Source organism: Microbulbifer sp. (assembly GCF_051659245.1).
GTDB lineage: Bacteria > Pseudomonadota > Gammaproteobacteria > Pseudomonadales > Cellvibrionaceae > Microbulbifer.
The window spans coordinates 1-23507 of record NZ_JBOFOC010000150.1 but is presented as its reverse complement, the minus strand read 5'-3'; the positions used below and the strand labels follow the sequence as shown (position 1 = coordinate 23507).

Annotated in this window: 11 protein-coding genes and 1 pseudogene; all 12 read right to left on the bottom strand. The window is 60.8% G+C overall.

Annotated features, from left to right (window positions below):
• Positions 1-19: 19 nt before the first annotated feature.
• The gene (locus ACRC0P_RS14990; RefSeq protein ID WP_438632112.1) at positions 20-12928 is read right to left on the bottom strand and encodes an isopeptide-forming domain-containing fimbrial protein; all 12909 of its coding nucleotides are present in this window, start codon (positions 12926-12928) and stop codon (positions 20-22) included.
• A gap of 982 nt (positions 12929-13910) precedes the next feature.
• The gene (locus ACRC0P_RS14985; protein WP_438632111.1) at positions 13911-14819 is read right to left on the bottom strand and encodes a nucleotidyl transferase AbiEii/AbiGii toxin family protein; all 909 of its coding nucleotides are present in this window, start codon (positions 14817-14819) and stop codon (positions 13911-13913) included.
• Positions 14816-15187 carry a type IV toxin-antitoxin system AbiEi family antitoxin domain-containing protein gene (locus tag ACRC0P_RS14980; RefSeq protein ID WP_438632115.1) on the bottom strand — a complete coding sequence of 124 codons (372 nt, stop codon included), beginning with the start codon at positions 15185-15187 and terminating at the stop codon, positions 14816-14818. Before ACRC0P_RS14980 ends, ACRC0P_RS14985 begins: the two co-directional genes overlap by 4 nt.
• Before the next feature lie 81 nt (positions 15188-15268).
• Positions 15269-15415: pseudogene (locus ACRC0P_RS14975) on the bottom strand (type IV toxin-antitoxin system AbiEi family antitoxin domain-containing protein); the annotation flags it as partial.
• A 135-nt stretch (positions 15416-15550) separates the two neighbouring features.
• On the bottom strand, positions 15551-15694 hold the full coding sequence (locus ACRC0P_RS14970) for a hypothetical protein (protein WP_438632110.1): 144 nt from the start codon (positions 15692-15694) through the stop codon (positions 15551-15553).
• Between the two features lie 196 nt (positions 15695-15890).
• Complete coding sequence (locus ACRC0P_RS14965) at positions 15891-17267, bottom strand: TonB family protein (protein WP_438632109.1); 1377 nt, start codon at positions 17265-17267, stop codon at positions 15891-15893.
• A gap of 9 nt (positions 17268-17276) precedes the next feature.
• The gene (locus ACRC0P_RS14960; RefSeq protein WP_438632108.1) at positions 17277-17813 is read right to left on the bottom strand and encodes an ExbD/TolR family protein; all 537 of its coding nucleotides are present in this window, start codon (positions 17811-17813) and stop codon (positions 17277-17279) included.
• Positions 17810-18412 (bottom strand): ExbD/TolR family protein, encoded by a 603-nt coding sequence (locus ACRC0P_RS14955; RefSeq protein ID WP_438632107.1) that lies wholly within the window; start codon positions 18410-18412, stop codon positions 17810-17812. The genes ACRC0P_RS14960 and ACRC0P_RS14955 overlap by 4 nt, the downstream gene beginning before the upstream one ends.
• On the bottom strand, positions 18412-19176 hold the full coding sequence (locus ACRC0P_RS14950; RefSeq protein WP_438632106.1) for a MotA/TolQ/ExbB proton channel family protein: 765 nt from the start codon (positions 19174-19176) through the stop codon (positions 18412-18414). The genes ACRC0P_RS14955 and ACRC0P_RS14950 overlap by 1 nt, the downstream gene beginning before the upstream one ends.
• A 138-nt stretch (positions 19177-19314) precedes the next feature.
• Positions 19315-19614 carry a hypothetical protein gene (locus tag ACRC0P_RS14945; protein ID WP_438632105.1) on the bottom strand — a complete coding sequence of 100 codons (300 nt, stop codon included), beginning with the start codon at positions 19612-19614 and terminating at the stop codon, positions 19315-19317.
• Positions 19611-20207: a tetratricopeptide repeat protein gene (locus tag ACRC0P_RS14940; RefSeq protein ID WP_438632104.1), complete on the bottom strand. Its 597-nt coding sequence runs from the start codon at positions 20205-20207 to the stop codon at positions 19611-19613. Before ACRC0P_RS14940 ends, ACRC0P_RS14945 begins: the two co-directional genes overlap by 4 nt.
• Before the next feature lie 126 nt (positions 20208-20333).
• Positions 20334-23507 (bottom strand): tetratricopeptide repeat protein (locus tag ACRC0P_RS14935; RefSeq protein WP_438632103.1); only part of this gene is annotated, 3174 nt, incomplete at its 5' end.

Sequence of the window (23507 nt, the reverse complement as noted above, 5' to 3'; positions counted from 1 at the left end):
CCGCATTCATAAGAGGACATCACTCCAATCCTCCCCGCTTCGGCGGCGCGCCGCGGCGCCAGAAGACTTCGGTTTCAATCGTCAATTCGTAATTGCCGTACTGCTCCGCCCAATCCTCGGCGATCTGTGCCTTGATGGTTTGCAGGCGCCGTTCCACCAGGTCCGGATCTTCGTTTTCCGCCAGGTAGGAGAGGCGCAGCACCGAGGGTGCTTCCTGCAGTTTTTCCAGCAGCAGTTCGGTGCGCGAGTGCCACTGCGGGCGCAGCTCGGTGGTCTCGGGCTCGAACACGCCCTCGGCCATATCCAGGCGCACCACACGGTGCAGGCTGGCCCCGAAGTTCACTTTGATCGCCTTACCGCGGGTGGCGCGCACCACACGCGGGTTTTCGCTGGTTAGGCGGTAGCCGCTGGGCAGGCTGCGGTCGTCCAGTTTCATGATGAAGTTGGAGCCGCGGTCCCGGTTCGGCACCACCGCACAGGTGATATGGAAACGGCCGTGGGCGTCGGTGGTGGCGTTGAGACCGGTGGCGGTAACCACCCGCGCGCCGGGTACGCCGCCCTCGCCCTGGTCCTGGTAGCCGTTCATGTTCTTGTCGTCGTACACCTTGCCGATCACGTCGGTGCAGTCGAAGGTGGGATCGGGCACCACGCGCACCGTGGCCGAGGCCTCGCCGGAAGCCTGCTGGCCGGACAGCTGGTTGAACATGCGCGCGCGATTCACGTACTTGCCCTCGCCGACACCGGAGCCGACCACCAGCAGCAGTTTCACCGTGCGGGTCTGGTCCGGGTCCACACGCAGGTCGTTCCAGTGCAATTGCAGCCCCTCCACTTCCGGCTCCTCGGCCAGGCCATCAAGGCGTGCGGAACCGGCCACATACTTGAAGCCGGCGGGGAAGAAATCCACCAGTTGCAGGTCGGCCAGGGGCACCGGCAGGGTGTTGCTGAAGGTGATGGTGTAGGGCACCAGTTGGCTGCGGGTGACATTCAGCATACCCGCGGTCTTGGTGATCGACAGCGCGCCTTCCAACAGCGGGTCCACCGGAATGTGGTTGTTGAACAGCTGACTCTCGCCCGGAATACGGTTGTCGTCCAGGGTGAGACGCAGGTAGTAGTCGGTGCGCGGATCGCGCGCATCCACGTCCACGCCCGGCGCGGAGAAGGATTCCTGCACTTCGCAGTGGTCCGCAGTGCCCGGGACGAGGTCGTCGTTGCTGCCCAGGCAGGCGCCCACATCGAAGCCCGCGGTCTCCTCATGGGTCTGCGGCGGAATGATCAGCGACTGGCCGTCTTCGTAACCGTCCTCGGGCACCTGCACCTGAATCAGGTAATCCGCATTGGCCGGACAGGCGGCATCGCTGAAGTTGATATCGAACTTGTAGTAGCCGCCGTCCAGAGCGACCTGGCTCTGCTGTTTTTCATCGTCGAAGCAGCGATCCGGCAATTCCTGGCCGCTGGACGCGCGCAGCAGGGTGAGCATTGCGCCGGAGACCGGCTGGCGCAGCACCGAATCGTAGACCACGCCGTTGGGGGTAATCGGCAGGTTCAGGTTCTGCGGATTGGAGCCGGGGCCGACAAAGATCTCGGTGATCCGCTGCGGGCCGTTGGTAAAGTCGGAGCTGGTATCGCCCAGCGACGCCGTGGTCTCGGTGGCGTTGGGGGCCTGGTATCTCAGCTCGTAGCTGGCACCGCCTGTAAGGTTGGGCACCAGACCGGCGAACTGGAAGTAGCCGTCTTCGTCCGCCTGCAGGCTGTCGAGCAGCGCGTTGTCGAAGTACAGCTCCACGGTCCAGCCGCTGAGCAGGCGCTCTTCGGCGTCCAACTCGTCGTTGAAGTTCACATCGTGCCAGAGGAAGCCGCTCAGGTTGGCGATGCCCGGGGTGCCGCCCACGTCGATGACCACGCTGGCCTGCTCGCTCGCGGGCGGATCGTTCCAGGTGACTTCCGCGGTGTTGAGCACCTGGAATCCGATCTCCAGGTTTTCCGCCAGTGTTGCCTGGAAGCGCAGGGTCGCCTCCTCGCCGGGCAACAGGTCGCCGTAGCTGGTGCTGTAATCGGCGGTGATAACGGTTCCGTTCACACTGACGCCGGCATCCTGGCCGTTCAGCAGCGCGGAGTCCGCCACATAGGTGAGCACACCCTCACCGGCGGACAGCAGATCGTCGGTAATCACAACGTAGCCGGCAGGCACGGCGCTGATATTGGTGACGGTCACCCGGTATTCCAGGGTGGCGCCGGGCAGGGCCGCGCCGCCGCCCACCACCGCCACTTCCTTGATAATGGAAAGCTGCTGCGCATCGCCCACCACCACTTGGGTGGGCTGGGCACCGTTGGCCGGGTTGCCGTCGGCGTCGGTCAGGGTCAGCGGCAGCTCCGCGGCGGCGACGCCGCCCTGGTTGCTGATCACGGTGCCGGTGGGCGTATCTTCATTCACCGTCACGTCGAAGGTGATGGTGGCGGTCTGCGCGGAAGTGATCACGCCCTCGCCGGCGCCGGGCAGCGGCGGGGTCAGATCACTGGAGGAAATCGGCAGGCCGCTGTCCAGCCGCGTCATACCGCCGGCGTTATCGTCCACCACAATACCGTTCAGGATGGTGGTACCGGCCACGTAGGTGGTGTCGGCGGGCACCTGGTCCGTAAGCACCACGTCGGCGGCATCCACGCCGCCCATATTGGTAACGGTAATGGTGTAGCGCAAGACATCACCGGGGTCGACGATGCCGTCGGTTCCGCCCACCACTTCCTCAGCAATTTCCACGGTTTTCTGTGCCCGCAGCAACGGCACGTCGCCGACGATATCGATGGTGGGATCATCGGGCGTATCGGTGCCGGGGTCGTCGGAGGGTTTTTCCGGGAAGGGGCCGCTGCCGGCGCCCTCGCCGTTGACAAAGCCCTGGTTGGAAATAATGGTGCCGTCGCGCACATCGTTGATGGTTACGTCGAAGGTGATCAGCACCGGCTGGGTGCCTTCCACGGCGCCGACAAAGCCTTCGTCCTCTCCGGGAGAATTGATCGGCATACCCGCAGACAGCGGCGTGCTGCTGTCCACATCGGCCACCGCCGCGCCGTTCAGTGTGGTGGAGTTGGGCACATAGGTGGTATTGGCCGGCACCTGGTCGCGCAGGGTCGCCGCGACAATATTTTCATTGCCGGTGTTTTCCACGCTGAGGGTGTAGCGCAGGGTATCGCCGACCATCAGCAGTTCGGGGTCGCCGGTGACATCCTCGGAGGTTTTTTCCACCACCAGTTCCGGTGCGGATTCGACCACCACCTGGGTGGGATCCTCATCGCCGGCCACATCCGGATCGTCGGCGCCGTTGATATTGGGATCGTCACTGTCCACCAGCTGTTGGCCAGGCAGCTGCACCTGGGCCTGGTTGAGCACCGCGGTGCCATTGTCGATCACTGCCGCCAGGGAGACCTGATAGACGATTTCAATGCTATCGCCGGCTGCCAGCGAAAGGTCGGCCACACTCAGCAAACCACTACCGTTGACGCCGCCGGCGGCATCGGTGCCGCTGGTATCGGCACCCGCCGGTGCGGAGATGATCTGCAGTGAACCGGACTGGAACAGCGGCTGGCCGTTGAGACGGTCCAGTTCATCGATAACCCCGACATTGTCCACATCGACAGTGCTGAGGTTGGTGAGCGTCAGCGTATAGCGCATGGTATCGCCAGGGCTGGCGGTACTGGCTGGGCTGTCGCCGCTGGTGACATTCTCCACCACTTTGTAGAAGGAGACACTGGGCACCGCAGCGGTGATGGTATAGGCGTCCTCGTGATCCAGGGTTCCCGGGGTGCCGTCGGTGGGCGCGGGACGGGTGTACTGCCGCGCATCCGGGCCGGTGCTGTCCCAGCTGTGCCAAAGTTCCACACCGGCGACATTGATGAGCGAGTCGCCGTCGGCGGTATCTGCGTCCAGGTAGGCGTCGTAGCTGAACAGCAGGCGGTGGTCCGCCGGCACCATTGCTGCGGCGCCGCTGGTGGTTATGGTCAGGGTGCAATTGGCCGGATCGAAAACGGTATTGAAGTGTTCGCCGGCATTCAGGGTCGCCACGCTGTTGCCGCCGCCGTCGACAATTTCCGCGGCAAAGTTTGCCGGCGGCGTCTCGCACATGCCGCCCGGGTCGTTGTTCGGCAGGATATCGGTAATGGAGATATCCCAGGCCGGCCCCGTGCCGGTATTGTGCACGTCCAGGGTGAAGCGGCCGGGCAGGCCGGACTGTACGCTGGCGGGGCCGGTTTTGGTCATGGTCAGGGCGGTGGGCTCCACCACGGTCATATCCGCGGTGGTGTTGCCCGCACCGGCGCCCTGCCCCGCCGCGGCGTTGTCGTTTTCGTAGTTGTAGTTGTAGCTGGCGCTGTTGTTGAAGGTCAGGCCATCCACATTGGGCGGGTTGACGTCGCGCAGGCGCACGGTGATATCGACCACCACCTGTTCACCCGGCGGCACGTCGATGCCATTGGTGGTGTCCTCGATCACCAGGTCGGTGTCGGAACCGGAATTCACCGGGGCAAACACCTGACTGCCGGAGACCTTGGCCGCCTCGACGAACACCAAATCCGCGGCGGAAGTGCCCAGGTTCAGCAGGATGCGCACATCGTGCAGTGCAGTGTTCTGCGGCGTTTCCGGAATAGTGACACGGTAGCGGAAGGGCTCGCCGATGGATGCGGTTGGCTGGGTATTTTCAATCAGCAGCGGCGCTGCGTTGGGGGTATTGAACTGCACGCTCTGCGGTGCGGTGGGGCCGTAGTCCTCGCGCATATCCACGATCGCGGTGGCGCCGGCGAGCGTCGGCAGGTTGTCGTCGTCCAGCGAATAATAAATTTCAACGAAGGCGGCGTTCTGCATATTCAGGCCGGCGCCCAAGTTCGGGTCCGCCTGTACGCGATAGGTCATTACCAACGTCTGGCCGGGATCGATGGCATAGGCGGTGCCGGCGCCGAAATTCCACACCGCCTCGCCGGTGGAAGCATCGTAGGCGGGCGCCAGATCGGCAACCGCGGCGCCGTTGACACTGGTGGACTGCACGCTGACACCGCCCTGACGTAGGCCGAGCGGGATAGTGTCGCGGAATACCGTGTCGTAGGCGGGTGCCGAGCCGTTGTTGGTAATGGTTACCGTGTAGTCGACGGGATCGCCGGGTGCGAGAGTAGCTCCATCTGCCGGGTTGGAGGTGATCGCCACATCCAGGTTCGGCTGTAACAGGTCCAGGGTTTCGCCATCGTTGCGGTTTTCGGCACCTGTGGCGGCGTCGAAGTTGAAATCCACATTATTGGTCAGCGGCGTATTGTTGGCCGGCCAGGGGTGTACGTCCTGGTTCAGCACACGCGCGCGGTAGCGGATTACGAACTCGTCGTTGGCCGCATCGTTATCGCCGCTGTTGATCAGGTCGGCAATATTCCAGGTCACCGTGGTCGGCCCCGCAGCCGGATCGCCGGCCGGTACTGGCTCGATAATATCGCCGTGGCTGAACGGCGCCGCCGCAACGAAGGGCGCGCTGTTGTCGCCGTTAATCGCCAGGGTGTCGTCAAACACCAGGCCCTGCGGCAGCGTATCGGTAATCGCCGCATTGGGCGCACTGCCCTCCGGCAGACTCAGGCGCAGTTCGTATTCGACAAAGTCGCCCACGCGCAGCTGCGCATCGCCGGTGCCGAAACTGTCGTCCAAGCGGGTTTTGGCGATGGTGCTGTCGTTGGCGGCTGTGAGCTGGGCGATGGAGTTTTCGATCACGTAATCGTTCAGCCCGCCCACACCGTCGGAACCGTTGCGCTCGTAGGGACTGGTGTTGTCCTCATTCAGGCTGGTCCACTCGATGCGGCTGGTGCCTGAGAGATCGGTGGCGGCCAGCACACTGTCGAGTACCACGGCGTCGAACACCAGCTGGCTGTTGCCGCCGGCGGCGATATCCAGATTGCTGTTGGTGCGGTTCCAGTCCAGGGTCTGCGCGGTGTTGACGCCGTCGCCGGCCAGTGCCGGGTCGGCAATCGCAGCACCGCCGAAGGTGACACTGCCCGGAACAAGTTCCAGACCCAGGGAAAGCTGCTCATTAATGATCAGGTCGAAGGCATCGGAATTTTCCGGGTTGCCCGCGGCAGTCAGGTCCAGGGTAAAACGCAGAACGTCGCCGGCGTCGGGGTCGTTGCCCGGATTGGTCTGGTTGGTGACGGTTTTCGCCAGCGCGAGTTCCGGCTCGACGATGGTCAGGGTTTCCGCGGTGTCGCTGCCGCCGTTTTCCGCCGTACTGCCATCAAACTCCGCATAGGTATAACTGGCCAGATTGTCGAAACTGTAGCCCGCCTGGGCGGTAGTATTGTTGGCCGCCCGCGCGGTCACTTCGAAAATCGCCACCGTGCCGGCGGGGATCAGGTCCACCGCCAGGGCGATATCGTTGTCGATGGTATTGTCGGTAAACGGGAGGCCGTTGATCTCCTGCACCTGGACCAGTTCCAGGCTGGGATCGAGGGTATCGGTAATCGCCACATCGTAAATTGCCGAGGTGGTCGCGCTGCCCGGCACCTGGATGCGATAGATCACCTCCTCACCCACCGCGGCGGTGCTGTCGGACTGCAGCGTTTTCGCCGGCGGTGTAACACTGGTAGCCCCGGTGCCCATCGGATAGGGAGTGGGCAGCGGCACTGTCGCATACTGCTGGCCGGACTCCGCCGGCAGGGACCAGTAGTCGTCGACGGTGAAAGTGTTTACCCAATTCTCGCCACCGCCGATATCGGTGTGGAAACCGATCTCGTATGAAATATCCAGGCAAACACCGGCGGGGACCGGTGCACTGAACTCGAACAGCATATCGCCGCCGCGGGCGGCCGGCGCGGTATAGGTGTAATCGCCGCCGTCGACCAGCGGGTTGCCATCAATGGAAACCTGAATATTGGCGATGGAGGTCTCATCCATCTGCGTGGCCAGGTTGTCCGTCAGCGACAGATCATAGGCTGGGGCCAAGCCGGAGTTACAGGCCTGCAGGGTGAACAGCATAATGTCGTTGGCCGGGTCCACATTCATATGGGACGTGGGCCTGGTGGCGTCTGTCTTGGTCAGGCCGTCGATCACCGGTTGCAGTACGGTGATGCTGGCATCGTCCTGCAACGTCGCGGAGGCACCGGAGTAATTGAGTTCGGCGGTATTGGTCAGCGTCGCGCTCGGCGCTGCGATACCGGAGTCCTCGGTGACGCGCGCGATGTATTCGATTACGAACGCGTTGGTGTTGCCGAACTCGCTGGTGATATCCCCCAGGTCCCAGAGCACTATGCCGGTGGCATCGTCGGGCGGCACGCTGTTGGCGCTGTAGGTATAGCCGTTCAGGCTTTCGCTGTAGGGCGCGCTGGTGTCGCCGTTGACACTGACCACGGATTCGAAAGTCAGACCCGCCGGCAGCTGATCGCTCACGGTGACCGCCGGCGTGGTGCCGGACTGCAGGTTCAGTTCCAGGCGGTAGGTGACGGTGTCGCCCACGCGCATTTCGCCGACGGCGGTGTCGGTATCCGTATCGGCGATTACCGTTTTGACGATGCTGGTGTTGTCCTCAGTATCAATTGGGGCTTCTGCAGGGCCGGCACAGTAGTCATTTGGAGCACTGCCAGTCGGGCAAGTTTCGCCGAAACGTTCGTAGGCAGTATCGTTGATGCTACTGTCGTCCAGGGAGGTCCAGTCCAACACCACACTGTTGTTGATCGGCTGGCCGAAGACGCCGGTCACCTGCGCGCGATAGGTAAGCACCAGGGTGCCGCCCAGCGGTAGGTCCAAACTGTTGTCACTGTTTTCGCGGCCCCAGATCAGCGGGCCGGCGGGTGCGCCAGCCGGTGTGGTAACGAAGCCGGCAACCGGATTGCTGTTTACTTCCGCCGTCGGCGTAAAGCTGTTGTCGAATTGCAACTCCGGTGGGAGGGTGTCCACCAGGTTCAGATCGAAAGCATCCGCCGTGGATGCGCCGTCGTGCTGAACGGTGATCACATACTCCAACACATCACCGCCCACCGGCAGATTGCCCGGGTTGGTGGCATTGCTGACGGTTTTGTCGACGGTCAGTTGCGGCTCGACGACGGTTACCGGATCGGTAGTGTCGTTCAGATTTTCCGTCGTGCCATCTTCACCGTTGTCGTAGGACAGCGCAGCGCCATTCTGGCGCGAATCACCGTCATCAGTATTGGTATCGTTGTTGACGCGGGCAAAATAGGTGATGCGGATAACCGGATCAATAGCACTGCCAGCAGTGTCGTTTTCGCTCTCGGTATCGACAGTTCCGATATTCCAGGTAGCATCGGGTGAAGTGTTATCTCCGGGGAAGCTGTTGAACGCCGCTTCCGACGGCGCCTGACCGTTGATCTGTTCGATGCCGACAAATTCGTAGGTGATATCGTAGTCGGCATTGTGGGTCAGCACATAGCCTTCCGGGCTGCCGAGTTGGTCGGTCACCACCACATTCTGGCTGATGCCCTCCGGCAAGCGGATTTCCAGTTGGAACTGCTTGTGCGCGCCGATGGTGGGCACCACCAATGGGTCCAGATCGGCCTTGCTGAACTGCAGCGGCGGGACTTCTGTCTGTGCTGCGGCATCGGTTTCGTAGTTGTTGATCGCATCACCGGCATTGGGTAGTACACCGATACGCATACCGTCATCGGCGCCGTCGGTGCCGATACTGTTGGAGCTGTTGAGCGCGACGTCCTGCCCCGGCAGCGACTGCCAGCGGGCCTGGATGGTGTTGTCGAGAATTTCGTGGGGCTCTACGTCCTGTTCCACCTGCACCTCGAAGGTGAAGGACCTGGTTTCGCCGGGCGCGATGGTGTAGTCATCGTTGCCGCGGTTCCAGCTGAAGATGGGCGCGTTTGGACCTATGGTTGTGATGTCGTCGTTCTGCGGCGGATCTGTACCGCCGATATTGCCCTGGTAAACCAGTTTGGTACCGGTCAGGTCGTCCAGCACCTGCAGATTGTAGGCGTTGGCGGTACCGGTATTTTCCGCGGTTACGGTCACCGTAAGGATATCGTCCGCATCGCTGTTGGGAACGGCGAAGGACTTGGTGAGCTGGATATTCGGCTCCAGCACTTCCACTTCGTGGGCGTCGAAGGGCACAACGACCAGGTTCCCGCCCTCATCGATATAGCGTACTTCTGCAATAGTTCCACTAGCACCACCACCATTGGTCAGTACATCGCCGTTGTCGGTATTGGTGCTGTTTTCAATGCGGGCAATAAACTCCACCGGAAAATCGAACAGGCTGCCGGCAACCGTAGTCAACTCCTGGTCGCCGAAATCCCACTCGATATAGTCGTTAGTGCCGGTGCTGGTACAGGTGGGCGCAAAACTGCCGCCGGGCACAAAGCCGCCCGCATCGTAGGGCGACGCGTCCAGGTCGACCACCTGCCCTTCGATACAGCGCATTCCCGCCGGCAGCTCATCGCGGATTCTAAAATCGCGCAGCTTGGCCGCGGGGATCTGGGTGGTCAGCTGGTAGCGAATTTCCTCACCCACTACCACCGTATCGCGGCTGGTGCCGCTGGCGGTGCCATTGGATAACTCCAAGGCCGCTTTTGGCTGGGCCTGTACTTCGATAATGCGCATCTGCGCCTGATCGCTCGGTCCGGTATAAATACGGGCGCCGCCGATACGGGGGTCATCGGCAAAGGCAATACGCGGGTCGTTCTCATTGCCTACTGGCGGGTTGCTCTGGTTGCTGACCTGGTCTTCCAGACTGTCGTAGGCCAGCACTTCCGCGGTATTGGTAAACAGCTGCTGCGGCGCCACCGACTGGTGCGGCTCGACCCGGTATTGAAGGGTTACCGACTGGCCCGGATCAATGCGCTTGAGTGCATCCGAGTGCTCGTAGGAGAAGGTGATTACCGCCGGCGTGCCGTTTTCACGGCAGTGGGTCGCCTCCACATAGTCGGTGAGACCGGCACCGGTGCCCACCAGGCCGTCGTCCTCGCCGGTCTCGGATACGCCATCGCCGTCGTTGTCGATCCCGTCGCTGTCGAAGGGGCGCACGCACATCTGCCCGGAGGCATCCAGCGTGTCGGTGACCACTACGTCGTAGGCCGGCGCGCGGTCCGCGCCGTTGCCCGCCGCCCGGTTGGAGACAATAATCCTGAACAGATACGTCTGGTCCTTGTGGCCTTCGTCGGTCAGGTCCGTCCAGCCGTCGGTACCTTGCGCCGCATTGGGATCACAATCGTAGAGGTTTTCATTACAAACCTCTTTAAGGATCTCCAGCTCCGGCTCGGTAACGGTCAGCTCCACCGTCCGATCGGATTCCGGCGGATACCCGGGAATATCGCTCTGCTGGCCATCCACCGTGGCGACACCGTCATTCACCTGGATGTCCACCCGCTCGCCATCGGAATCAAAAATTGCCAGGAAGTAGGCGCGCCCCACGTCAATACTGGAATTGCCCTGGCGGTTGGGATCGCTGACGGTATCCGGCTGGTCGTTGAGCAGGCGGGTCGTCATGCCGGTGCGCAGCCACTGGTCCTTGACCTGGATGCGGTCGCTGCCCTGCCCGAAAATCCAGTCCAGGTCGGTCTCGTCCAGCAAGGTATTGAGACCGCCACTCTCGGTAATCGAACCTTGCGCAATATCGTTGTCCGGCAGATAGCTGTGCGCAATATAGCCCTGGCCATCCGGCAGGTCGTCGCGGACGGTAATATCCTCCACCGCAATCAGGGTAAAACCGGGTGTATCGAAACCAAACCAGCCGCCACCGTGAATCTGGAAAGAGCATTCCTCGCCGATAATAATATTCTCGTCAGGGAATCCAGCCTCATTCAGCTCATTGCACAGGCCGTCCTGGTTTTTCAGCAGGTTGAAGCCGAGCACCCGGGCGCGCACGCCATCCAGGGTGTAGTTGTTGGCCTCCTGCTGGTTGGGCGTGGTCTCGGGAATGGAAGCCAGGCTTGGGAAAGTCAGCGGATCTCCACTGGCGAGGCGTATTTCACCAACCACGTCCGCACGAAAGGTCAGATCGTCATCCGCGGCTCCGGCATTTCTCTCCACGTCGAAAGTAAATGTCTCGGTTTCCCCAGGCGATATGGTCCCGCGCTGGCACAGGTAGACCCTGGCGGAAGCGGGGATAAAGTCCGGCTGGTTCCACACCGGGTGGGGAGGCGGATTGGAGGTGGCACTACAACCGGCGGCGGGGTTCACCACATTCATCGCCTGGCCGAAGGTGGCATAGATAAAGTAGTCCTCACCTTCGGTTTCGTGACCGCCATTGTTGGTCACGCTTACCGTCAGCGGAGAGGTGCCGCTGTCCCGCACTATATAGAGCGGGAAGTCCATGGAAACATCCAGGTCTTCCGGGTTTACCGGAACATTATCCGTATGATCCTGGGTTCGCAGGGAGCCCGGATTACAAAAATCCTCGAACTGGACAAAAATCTGGTTCTGCAGGGTGGTGATGCTGTCCGGATCGGTGCCGTCTCCGGAGTTTTCCTCCGGCACATCCAGGTTCGCGGCCAGGTCGTAGTAATCCTGGTTGATGGTCACGATGCGGAAACGGAAACGAATGCTGTCAGCGTGACGCAGCATATTGACCTGGTCACCGTAGATAGGATGAGCTTCATCGCTGACCAACCGCAGGGTAATCTCCGTATTCTGCAGTGGATCGGAGTCCAGTGGGTCCCATTCCAGTTGATCGGCAAATCCATCGTAATCGCCGCTGTGGCCACCGGGTCTGTTCCTGTTGAGAATGGTCGGGTCAAAGGTCGGGTCCACCACATAGCCCGACGGCAGCACATCCCGCAGCTGTACATTCTTGACCGAACCGCCGGTGTTGTTGGTCACGCGGATGGTTACATAGCCGCGGGTGCCCAGCGGCTGGCTGGTATTGAGGCCGGTCACAGCACGGGCGATGGTCAGTTCACCCTGTGATCGAGCACTCATCTGCGCTTGCGCGGTAAAGGGGCCGGAACCACCGGATGTCCGGCTGATACCGCCGGGACCATTGCCGGTAATCTCACAGCCCCACTGGAAGTCACTGACGGTATTGGTGCCGTTATTACTACAGGAGGTATTTACCTTGCCCACCAGATAAATATTTGTCTGGCCTCCAGCGGGTACGTCCACAACGCCCGGTCCGCTGGCAAAAGCCCCACTCAGCACGAAATCATCAATGGTGTTAGTGGCGCTTATACAAGGCGCACCGCCGACGCCATTGTTATCGGCGATCGTCTGGGCCGACCCCGCATCCGGACAGGCGTGGCTGATAGTGACATTGGGGTCGGTCATCAGATCGTCCAGACGGACGTCCTGCATATCCGCCAGACCATTATTATTGATGCTGATTTGCCAGACGATATCGTCGTTGATATTGCCGAAAACGGTATTGGTCCAGCTGCTCTGCCCCGCGTCGCGGTTCTGGCCCGTCTTCGACAGGGATGGAATCGGCTCCCGTATAGAGAGATCCCCGTTGCCGCTGTCCCCACCAGAGGTGGGCCCACCGAAATCATCAGGACAGGACTGGTAAGTGGCCTGGGCGGAAATCTGGCGACTGAGAGGAATGGCCACCAGGTTTTCCTCCTGACCGGCCTGGCTGCGCACGTCGAAACGGATTTCAACCCGGGAACAGTCGTTGTCAAAAACATTGTTGGTAGAGCAGCTCCCAAAAGAGCGGCTCAGGGAGTTGAACTGGGAGATCTGCGCAGCGGTCCAGCGGGGATTATCCGCAGGAGACCCGGGGTCCGGGTCGATAAAACCGACGAATCCCCCATTGTGGAATACGGCAGCATTACCGGCATACTCCAGCCGGGGGTTGCTCAAATCCACATTGACTGCGATATTTTCCAGGCTCTGGTCGGTGGGGTTGCGCAGACGCACGGTAACCTGGCCGGTGCCACACAGCTCGCAATAGCTGTTATTGGTACCGCGATCGTCAACGGCAACGACGGGGGTGGAATTGTTGAGCGGGCAGCTGTCAAGCGCCATTGCATCCTCAGCGGACAACACAAATCCACAGCAGGCAAGCACCAAGCCAACAAGCGCACTCTTCAATGATTTCCGCCCCATTACACCCAACATCATTGCTATTTTTCAGTCGCCACTCTTGTTTGGGGTTCCCGCCCCCCCAGCGCCGTCACGGCACCGCCGCCGGGCGGACACTACCCGGTGGTGGAACTTTATTCAGAAACGCAAGGGTTGGCCGTGAAGCAGGTCATAAACAGCGGCTTGGCAGGCAACTTTTTTCAGGTCTGCCAAGCAGTTCTCAGGGGAACTTGAGGCGGATTCTTAAGTGGCGGGTAGGTGGGTGCGGGTGGCTGGCTGGGTCACCCTGAGTTGTCGGTCAGTCCCTCGTCCCCGGCGAAGGTCTGGGCTGACTGAAAGATTGATCGCGGCCATGGGCGGATGGCCGCCCCGCCGCTCCTACAGGGGTCCTCGCCTGCTGGCAGGCTTCTGTGGCGGGCCTTTGGCCCGCTTGCGGAGCTGGAGCTCCGCGGTCCCGGGGCCCCTACTCCACTTTTGGAGTTGATCCCGGCCGCTCTCCAGGGGGGGCGTTTTTATCTGGGCGATACTCGCAGCCTTTGGGCCATCGGACTTCCGGCTGTTTGCGCCGGGACGCCAGGCCGGGAACGAACTGTAGTTGAGGGAGTGATCTGGAGCCGTGAAGCAGGTCAAATTAACAGGATCAGGGAGGCGGAATTCTTTATTTGCCAAGTAGCTCTCAGTGACCTTGGGTGGAATCTTAAGTGGCGGGCAGGTAGCACTGGGGCGGAGGGTCGGCCACCTTCTGAATTGCCTATTAGTTCCTCGTCCCCGGTAAATATCTGAGTTGGTTGGAGGATTGATCGCGGCCATGGGCCGCTCCTACAAGTTGCTCGCCTGCAGGCGGACTTCTGCGGGAGGCCTGGGGAGCCGCTTGCCGAGCTGAAGCTCGGAGCTCCCAAGGAGCCTTGGCGTCTGCCGGGCACTGTCACCGCGCCCACCCATCTCCCGCGGACCATTTCATCTGGAAAACTTCCTTTTTCTCTCGAAGCATCTCGAGCGGCGGTAGCAGGAACGACTGTAATTCCTGAATCACTTTCTTTAACTCCATATGGGCAAGACCATTTTTCTTTAGAAATGCCCGCCACTGAACTTGCTTTTGCGAGTCAAGTGCAAATTCCTCCGAAAGACCGTACGGAACTCCACTGGGCATGGGAGTGCGACGCCGTTCAAAAGTGGCACAAATTGCCTGGCAAAGCAGGTTGCCGGAGAATTCACTGAAACGCGACAGGATGCAAAGATCGAAATAGTCCTTCATCCGACTGTTCGCGGCCCCAAGAATAACCATTGCCTGAAATTTTTCGGCAATTACGGTGTAACGCGGGTATGCACGCAGTATTGGGGCAGGCATATCGGGCAGCAAAGTCGGGTAGTTGATGATATCCGGGCCAGGCGTTATGGCATCACCGAAACCTACATCAACCTGTACAGAGCAACGCGCACCATCGAGGAAACCAGGCAGTAAAACCCGCACACCCGAATAGCTGGATTCCTTACGGATTTCATTTGCGCGAACTGACCCTGGCTGGAAGTGGATACCATCATCCAGTTCTACTGCACAGATTTCCCGGAATATTTCCTCAATGTCGGGTACCTCGGCTGAGCCGAAACCCAGTAAATCCACATCACGCGTAGGGCGATGCGGAACGTCAAACCATAGATCGAATAACAGGGCCCCCTTGAGCAGAAATTGGTCAGCGCAGTCGGAAACGCTTAGGCGGTAAAGCAGCCGCTCAAGAGCATAGCGGGTGAGAATCAGATTGAAATCCAGCTTTTCAGCTCGGGCTTTGTCCAGCAGTTTTGCGCGGATAGAGGCCGCAATGTTTCTTTTACTCACACCAAACTTTCCAGGTAAGGGCGCATAACATTGGATACCCGGCAAGCGCGGGCACAGCGCCACAGTTCGTCCATGCTCACACGCTGCTCACTCCAAGCCTCGCGCAGAGCTTCCAAGGCAACATCCAGGCCGATTTTATTGCGGTATTTGAAGCAGTCCGCCACTGTCTTGGCGACACTGGTGATGCGTACTGGAACACCATCTATCTTGTGCTCCTCCACGGCTTCCCTAAGCGCTGAATCTGAAAACCTGACAATTCGCAATGGTGGATAGTCCAACTGTGGCATGCGTGCCTTGTTTGGAATAGCAAGCCACACTTCAAACGGAGATTGCGTGGTGAGATCGTAAAAACGTAACGCTGACAGCAAACAGATAACCGCCTTGGGGTATCTTCGGGCCACCTCGGCAAATGCCGTGTACTCAGAGATGGACCTATCGGGTAACGCGTACAGCCCCCGCCCTACTCGCATAAGAGCCCCCTGCCGAACGAGGCGAGTCAGGTCGGCCCGGTGGAGGCCCAATGGCTCAAGATCGCGCGCCCTGATCAGGCCACATTTGCGGACGAGGTCCAGGATTGCTGTGGAGGAAGTCACCATACGCGGATGGTGCTCCAAAATGTCGGCAAATGTCAATATTAGCCGACATATTGGCGCATTTTCTCATGTGTTGGAGGGCTTTTCCTTGGATGCCAAGTCTATCCCTGTTCCAAGTGGGTACTCAGCGACATGCTGTTAAAGGGACTCCACCCATTCCGCAGCCTGAGGAAAGGTCTTGCGGCATTTTTTTAGTGCCTTTTCAAGCTTTTCCGCCCAGCCTTTGCCGCGAGACAACAGGTCATGCTTGGCCTCTTCGAGCCCATCCGGCGCTTCCGCCAAGAGCACTTCCAGGATTTGCCCTGCCTGCAGGCGGTCTTTCTGCGCCTTACCGGCAAAAGCGGCGGTGCGGGATTCAGGTTATACGCAATCCGGGAGGATTTTGCGTATAACCCCGGCGGGCCTGTGGCCCGCTTGCCGAGCTGGAGCTCGGCGTTCCCAGGGGGCGGAGCTGGAGCTCCGCGGTCCCGGGAGGCCGTCAGGCCGCGGGGAGGAAGTCGATCGGGTAGCGGATGGTGATGGTCGGTACTCCTGCTTTGGGACCGAAGTTGAACCGTTTCACCCGCGCCACGATCTTGCTGTTCAGGGCCGGCGAGTCCATATCGCTGGACTCCACCTGCGCCAGGGACACCGAGCCGTCCGGTTCGATGGTGATTTTCAGCACCATCTTGCCCTGCAAGGCCGGGTTGCTGCGCAGTTCGCGGTTGTAGATGCGGTACAGCGAGGCCTTGTAGCGGTCGAAGACGATCTGGATTTCCTCGTCGGTACGGGACGGGCCCACGCCGTCGCTGAGCGGCCGCTCTTCGCCGGCGAAGTCGCCCTCGGTGCCGATGGAGCTCTCCACCCGGGAGAAGGCTACGCCGGCCAGGGCCGTGCCGGTACCGCCGGCGTTGCGGCTGAGCTCGGCGGTGTTGATGCCGCCACTGCCGGTCGTGGCCGCTGCCGTGATCAGAGAACGCTGACTGCGGTTTTCCTTCTTGCCCTCGGTGCTGAGCTGGGTCTGCTGGCCAAGGCGGTTGTCCAGGTCATCCTCGATAAGATCCTGGAAATTGTCCTTGAAGGCCAGGACGCCGGCGCGCTCGGCTTTCTTGCGCGCATCCTTTTTCTCCGCCTTGGTGGGCTTGGGATCCTGCTGGGCCACCTCCTGTTTGGGCTCAGGCTTCTTCTCCTCCTGCTTGGGCTTAGGCTTCTCCGGTTCCGGCGGCGGCTTGGGCTTGGTTTTCTTCTCAATCACCAGCTTGGCCAGGCGCTCGGGAATTTCCACCACTTCATTCTCGTCCGGCGCCGGCAGGGTCCACAGGGGCACCAGGCAACCGAGCAGCAGGGACACCAGCAGGGAGGCGAACAGGCAGCGGCGGAAGCGCCGTTCGTCTTCGCCCTGGGTGTGCCAGGGCATCACCATGGGGCGATATTCGGGCTGTTTGAACTCGCGGGTTACCTCGAACTCGAAGCGGGATTCTTCCTCCTCGCGGCGGAGGTTTTCGGTGCGCTCGTCCAGCGCCAGGATTTCGTCCTGGCAGTACTCGATCTTCTCGAGCACGCTGCGGCGGCGCTCCTGCAGCATGTCGAGGTTGGCGTTGAAGACTCTGACCGTGTTCTGGATACGGCGAATGATCTCCTTGGATGCATCCTCCCGGTAGTCGTCGGCCCAGAAGAGATCTCCGGCACCGGCCTCTTCCAGCTTGTTGAGCCGCTCGGAAATCTCGTCCAGCAGTTGGTGCTTGGTACCTTCCTGGTGCAGCTCTGCCAGTTTCGCATCGATCTGCCGGCGCGCGCTTTCGAGCGTGTGCAGACGCTTGCGAACCGATTCCAGTTCGCCGCCGACCGCGTGCTGTTGTTGAAGAAAATTACTCACAGACTTCCATTAACCTTGAGATGCTTTCTGAATGACCGCCAGGGAGACCTTGGTGTATCCCGCATCGGTACAGCTGGACATGACTTTCTTGAGCAAGCTGAACGGGACGGTTCTGTCCGCGAGGATATTCACTTCCGGCGGCAGCTGCTCCTGTTCTTCACCCTCAGCGGTCCCCGCTTCCCCATCCGGACTGGCGACGAGCAGGGCTTTGCCCATCTCGGCGATCATCGCCTGCTTGATGGCCTCGATAACGGTTTCCTCACTGTTGACCACCTCCTCGGTGGCGATCACCGAGTTGGATTCAACGAGTATTTCTTTTTCGGTCACCATCAGGGTCACGGTTTCCCGCGGCCTGGTCTCCACCACCGAGTCCGGCAGGGTAATAACCTTGGGCGGCTCCAGCGCCTCGTTGCTGGAGGTATTGGTCAGCAGAAAGAACACCAGGATGGTGAATACGTCCATCAGGGACGTCAGGTTCATGCCCGAGGTTTTCTTGCGCTTGTGGCTCCTGGCCATGCGCTTCATGCGTCGGCTTTCATGTCTCACGGCGCATCTCCTATGGATATATCCGGGAACAGAACCACTTGCTCTACCGCTTCGGGGTCATTCGGGTCACTGTCTTCCTCGCGCACATCGACGCCGCGCACGGCGTCCATCACGCCGACCAGGTGTTCGTAGGCGATATCCGGTTCCATCAGCAGGATGGAATCGGTTTTTTCCGGGTAGCTGCCCTTCACCTGCAGCAGGAACTGGCCCAGCTTTTTCAGGTCGTAGACCTCTTCCGTCGGCAGCACGGCCAGGCTCTCGCCCTCTTCGGGGTCCTCCCGCGGAGTTTGCGCGGTTTCGGCCTCCGTCCCGGTTTCCCCGCCCTGCTCTGTTGTATTCAGGTTAGGGAAGCGGGCGATCACTTTTTCGCCATCGCTGATTTCCAGCACATCCTTGCGCACCACCACTTCCACGGTCACCGTGGGGTCGTCCGGCGCGCCGCCGCCGGCACCGCTCGGCATGTTCAGCTCCAGGATGGTGACCCGCGAAAACACGGCCGATACCAGCAGGAAGGGCACCAGCACCACCATCAGGTTCAGGAAGGCGGTGATATCCAGCTCCGGAGCTTCTTTGTCTCTCGCGTGGCGCCGTCTTCTCATTACACTTTTTCCGCTTGCTGGCCTTTGACCGCGCTTTTGGTTTTGTCTACGGATGCACCGGCGCTCTGCGCATCGCGGGCCCGCACCTGCCTGGCCCCGCCGGCAGCGGGGGTTTCTGTCTCATGGCGTCGGCGTGTAGCGGTGGAAATCAAGTTCAGGGCCTTCACGGAAACCATTTCCAGGCTGTCGATGATCTCGCCGGTCAGGGAGTTCAACAGCGCGTGCACCACCAGCAGCGGGATACCGGTCATCAGGCCGAAGGCGGTGGTGTTCATCGCCACGGAGATACTGGCGGAGAGCAAGTCGGCCTTCTCCGCCGGATTGGCGTTGGCTACCGCGGTAAATGCCTCGATCAGGCCCATGATGGTGCCGAGCAGGCCGAGCAGGGTGGCGATGTTGGAGAAGAGGGCCACATAGGGGGTGCGCTTCTCGAGCTGCGGCATGATTTCCATCATGCTCTCCTCCATCGCGATCTCGATATCCTCGCGGCGGCGCACCGCGCCCTGGCGGGCCAGGCCCATGGACAGCAGCTTGCCCACGCTGGAGTTGTCCTGCCTGACCATATTGCGCGCGCGGTCGAAATCGCCGGCGGCCAGGACCGGCTGCAGCTGGTCCCACATGGCGCGGTTGGTGTGGCGCTCGTAGACCAGACGCAGATAGCGCTCAATCGCCACCGCGCTGCCCAGCGCGGCGACCAGGAGAATGGGGTACATGAAGGTACCACCGGTCTGGAAGAACGCGATTACGCTGTTGAAAAAGTCCATTACAAACCCTCTTTATAAATACCGCGGTAATTTTGTTGAATCTTTGTTTGTTGTGCGCAGGCCCATTTAATGGTCACGTCGCTGCGCTCCTGTGCCCATCCTACGGCGCTGCAAGCAGGCTCTACATGGCATTCCGCCTCAATCTCCGCTGAGGCTCAGCTCGTAGAATTCCAGTTCGCGCATAAAAACCTCCTTGTCCAGGGGCTTCAGCTTGTCGTTCATCAGGCTGGAGACGAGTTCGCTCTCCACGCCAACCTCGGAACTCTTCCAGGGCACAATGTAGAGAGACTTGGGCGCTTCCTTGTTGCCGATAATCGAGATGCCGGAGAGCTCCTTGATTTCATTGTCCACTTTTTTCCCCTCGGAGTCCGAGGACTGCTCCTGCGCGGCCGCCCCCATCGATACGAGGAAAAAAACGATCGCGAGTTTCACTTTCACTGGCCCACCCTCCTCTTCAAGTCAGCCATCCAGATGGTCACTTCTTTGTCGTCCGGTTCCAGGCGCAGGTACTCCTGGAATTGTGCCAGAGCGCATTGCAGATCTTGCAGATAGAGATCACACAATATGCCAAAATTTTTGACTAACGGCAGGTGTTCGGGATTCTTTGCCAAGGCGTTCACATAGATTTCCCGTGCCTCGGCAAAGCGGCCCTGCTTGCGGTACAGGACCGCCAGCTCGTTGGTCGCCGCCGGGTGTGCGTTGTCCAGCTCCAGGGCATGCAGCAGGGATTCCTCCGCGTTCTTTTCGTCGCCACTCTTGTAATAGGCGATACCCAGGTTGATATAGGGCGCCGGCAGGCGCTTTTCGCGCTCTACGACAGACTGGAGCAGTTCGATCGCAGCCGGGAAATTTTCCTCGCGCAGGCATTCCAGCGAGCGTTCGAAGTCGCGGTTGACACTGCCGGATACGCGCACCGAGGAGTAGTCGGACACCCTGCCGGTCTGCGGGCCGGAGGCGCAGGAGGCCAGCAGCAGCGCCAGAGACAGTGCGGCGAAACTGAGCAAAATTATTTTTACGGCCTTCAAATTCATAGGCTATCTCTTCTGCTGTAGGAGCGGCGGGGCGGCCATCCGCCGCTGGCGCGATAGCGGGCCTACGGCCCGCGTGCCGAGCTGGAGCTCGGCGTTCCCAGGGAGCCGCTCCTACAAGACGGTTTGTCAGGAGCCCTTGGGTTCTTCCGGTTCCGGGGACTCGGGCACGGGCACTATGGTCTGCAGGTACTGGCCCGCATCCTCGGTCCTGGCGTAGCGCGCCGGCACCAGGCCGGCCAGTTTGCCAATGCTTTTTTCCACCCAGCCGTTGTAGATGCCCACGCCCAGCAGCTCGACATTTTTCTCGTGTACCGAGATGGCCTTTTCCTCAAACGGATAGATCTGCTCTTCCAGCGCCAGCTCGTACTCCTCCAGCTCCAGCGGACTCAGATTGGTGGGCCGTTCGGACTCCTTCAGCGCCCGGCTGAAATGGAAGTAGATCTCCGCCAGGTAATAGGTGGCGGCCGCGGTGACGTCCGCCACCTGGTAGTCGATCAGATCGGTATAAGCGCTGGTGGCGCGTTTCATACGTATGCGCTTTGTGTTCAGGTTCTGTTCGATCGGTGCTACCAAACGCACCTGGGTAAAGGCCTGGTACTCGGGTTCCGCCAGCACCAGTGCGGCATTGCCGGCCAGGTAGCGTGTGCGGTCGTTGCGCTCCTCGCCACCGCGCCCTTCGATGCGCACCATTTCCCGCAGCTCGCCCATGTAGCTCTGTTGGTCGTCGGCAGCCTTGTACAGGTCGGCAATTTTCTGCCGGGTTTCCAGTGCCGGCTCCATAGGCGCGGGGAAGAGTTTTACGTAGCGGCGCAGCACGCGCAGGGCCTTTTCGCTGTCTTTGGCCGCGCTGTACAGGTCCGCCGCCTGGGTGAGCGCTTCGCGGCGCACATCCTCGTCTTCGGACTCCCGCTCGATGCGTTCGAATTCGCCCGCGGCCAGCAGCAGCTCGCCACTCTCCTGGTAAACCACGGCGAGTTTTTTGGTGACCTCCCTGGCCAACTCGTGCTCGGGAAAATGCTGGCGGAAGCCGTTGAGCACCGATGCCGCCTGGGTCCAGTCTTTGAGCACAATCAGGGATGCCGCGGCGTCGTATTCAGCGGTGGCCAGCATCGAGGCGCCCGGTGCCGCCTGGCGGATACGCAGGAAGTGCTGCGCGGCCAGGGCGTGATCTTCCTGTTTGCGCGCCTGGTCGCCCTGCTGGTAAATGGACGCCGCCAGGTTGTCGATCAGGCCGGCACGGTCTTCGGCATCCGCTGCGGTAAGGGCCAGTGCCTCGCCGTAGGCGGCCTCCGCTTCCACAAAAGTCTCGGTGTCGAAGGAGGCGTGGGCCACCAGCATCCAGGCGGAACGGCGGATTTCCGTTTCCGCGGTGGGGAATTTCTCCAGCAACAGGCGGCCGTTCTGGATGGTCTGCGGGAAATCCTTGAGACTGTAGAGATCCTCCACTGCACCCACCATCACCTGCGGCGCTTTGGCGTGCTGCGGAAAGGTGTCGGCGAATGTCAGTGACGAGCGAATAATCTCCCGCTGGAAGGGCGCTCGCTTTTCCGCGCCCGCGTCCTTGAGCGCGCTGCCCAGGTGTTCCCGATAGGCATAGACCGCGGCATAGCCGGCCTCGCTGGAATCCTTGTGCGCCGGGTATTCGTAGGCGGTGCGCTCGTACTCCAGGGCGGCGTTGTGGAAGTCGCGGTTTTCCAGCATCAGGCCGGCCATCTGGTAGTTGATCTCCGGCGCGCGGGGTTTGTCGCTGAACGACTGCAGGTAGGCGCGGTACCAGTGAATGGCTTCCTTGTAGTGCTCCGCCTTCTTGTCTTTGAGGCGCTTGTCCTGGTAGGCGGCGTGATAGTGACCGGCCAGATCGATCAGGTTGCTCTGCAGGAATTCCACCGCTTCGCTGTATTCCGCAATATCGAATACGGTCCAGTACTGGGCGTTCAGCGCGTAAGTGGTGGCGAAGTCTTTTTTCGCATCCAGTACCAGTTTGGGGAAGCCGCCCTTCTGGTAAATTTCGATCACGCGGATGGAGAAATCCGGCGCGACCTTGTGCAAGGGGTTGCGGTCCACGAAGGCGTTGTAGGATTCGGCCGCGTCCTGGTAGCGGCGCTTGTCCAGGTAATACTCACCCAGGTGGCTGTAGACATAGGATTCGTAGTCCCGCACGCCCTTGCGCGAGAAGTAGTCCACGATGGAATCCGCCCCGCCCAGGTAGGAGAAACTCAGGCTGATTACGCGGAAGGTATCTTCGATGTGCTTGCGCTCGACGTCGTTGGTCTGCTGTTCGAAGTCGTAGCCCTGGGACACCTTGTGGTCGAGCATGGCGACGTAGTCGTCGAGCGCCAGCTCGTACATCTCCTGCTTGAACAGGGACCAGCCGCGCTTGTACAGCGCCAGTTCGTAGAAACTGGAAGCGACGCCGATTCCGATCACCTTGCCGTAGGACTCCTCTGCGTCCAGGTATTTCTTGCGGGTAAAGTAGTACTCGCCCAGACGGAAATAAGCCTCATCGAGATGCCGCGAGTTGGGATATTTGGCCACCATCTGGCGCAGCACATCCACGGCTTTGCCGATTTCCCCGGTCTCTTCATAGGCGCGGGACAGCTGGTACATCACCTGGTCGTTGCGGTCGTACAGCGGGTACTTGGCCAGCAGCTCCCGATACAGTGCGATCGCCTCGCGCGCATTGGCCGCGAGCATCGACTCGGAATCTCCGCCAGGCACGGAGAGCGGGCTGCTGTCGGAAGCGATATCCACGCCGGCGCTGACGCGTTCTTCAAATGCGCGGTCAGACTCGCCCCCGAGGCTGGCGATACTATCGGATGAAGACGGCGCCGCGGGTGGAACTGTGCCTACCGGAGCGTCGATACGGCTGGGGGCGGCGAGCTGCCGGCTGTTGCTCTCCGCCGCCTCCGCGTCGATGGCGACCACCGCGCCACTGCCGTCGGCCGCGGTGCTGGCATTGTCGATCACCACTTCTTCCGCGCGGTGGGCCTGCTTGATTTTCAGGTCGGCGATACGCCGCATGGCCTCCGGCGTCAACGCGGTTTCCGGGGTTTCCTGCAAATATTTCTGGTAGCTGGCCAGGGCCTTTGCCAGACTCCCGTCGATATGCTGTTCCTTGATTTCGATATCGACTTTCTTGAGGCTGCCGATGGTCTTGCCACTGTTGGACGCACAGGCGCTGAGCAGCAGGGCCAGTGAGGCGGCGGTGGCGCATTGTAGGAGCGGCAGGGCGGCCATCCGCCGTCGGCCGCGATGAATTTTTGCCAGCCGGAAAGGCGGTTCGCGGCCAGCGGCGGATGG

What these genes read in the sequence shown, in the direction of transcription:
- ACRC0P_RS14950 (WP_438632106.1), bottom strand. Translation starts at nt 19,176, where the DNA reads ATGGACTTTTTCAACAGCGTAATCGCGTTCTTCCAGACCGGTGGTACC.
- ACRC0P_RS14955 (WP_438632107.1), bottom strand. Translation starts at nt 18,412, where the DNA reads ATGAGAAGACGGCGCCACGCGAGAGACAAAGAAGCTCCGGAGCTGGAT.
- ACRC0P_RS14940 (WP_438632104.1), bottom strand. Translation starts at nt 20,207, where the DNA reads ATGAATTTGAAGGCCGTAAAAATAATTTTGCTCAGTTTCGCCGCACTG.
- ACRC0P_RS14990 (WP_438632112.1), bottom strand. Translation starts at nt 12,928, where the DNA reads ATGGCGCTTGACAGCTGCCCGCTCAACAATTCCACCCCCGTCGTTGCC.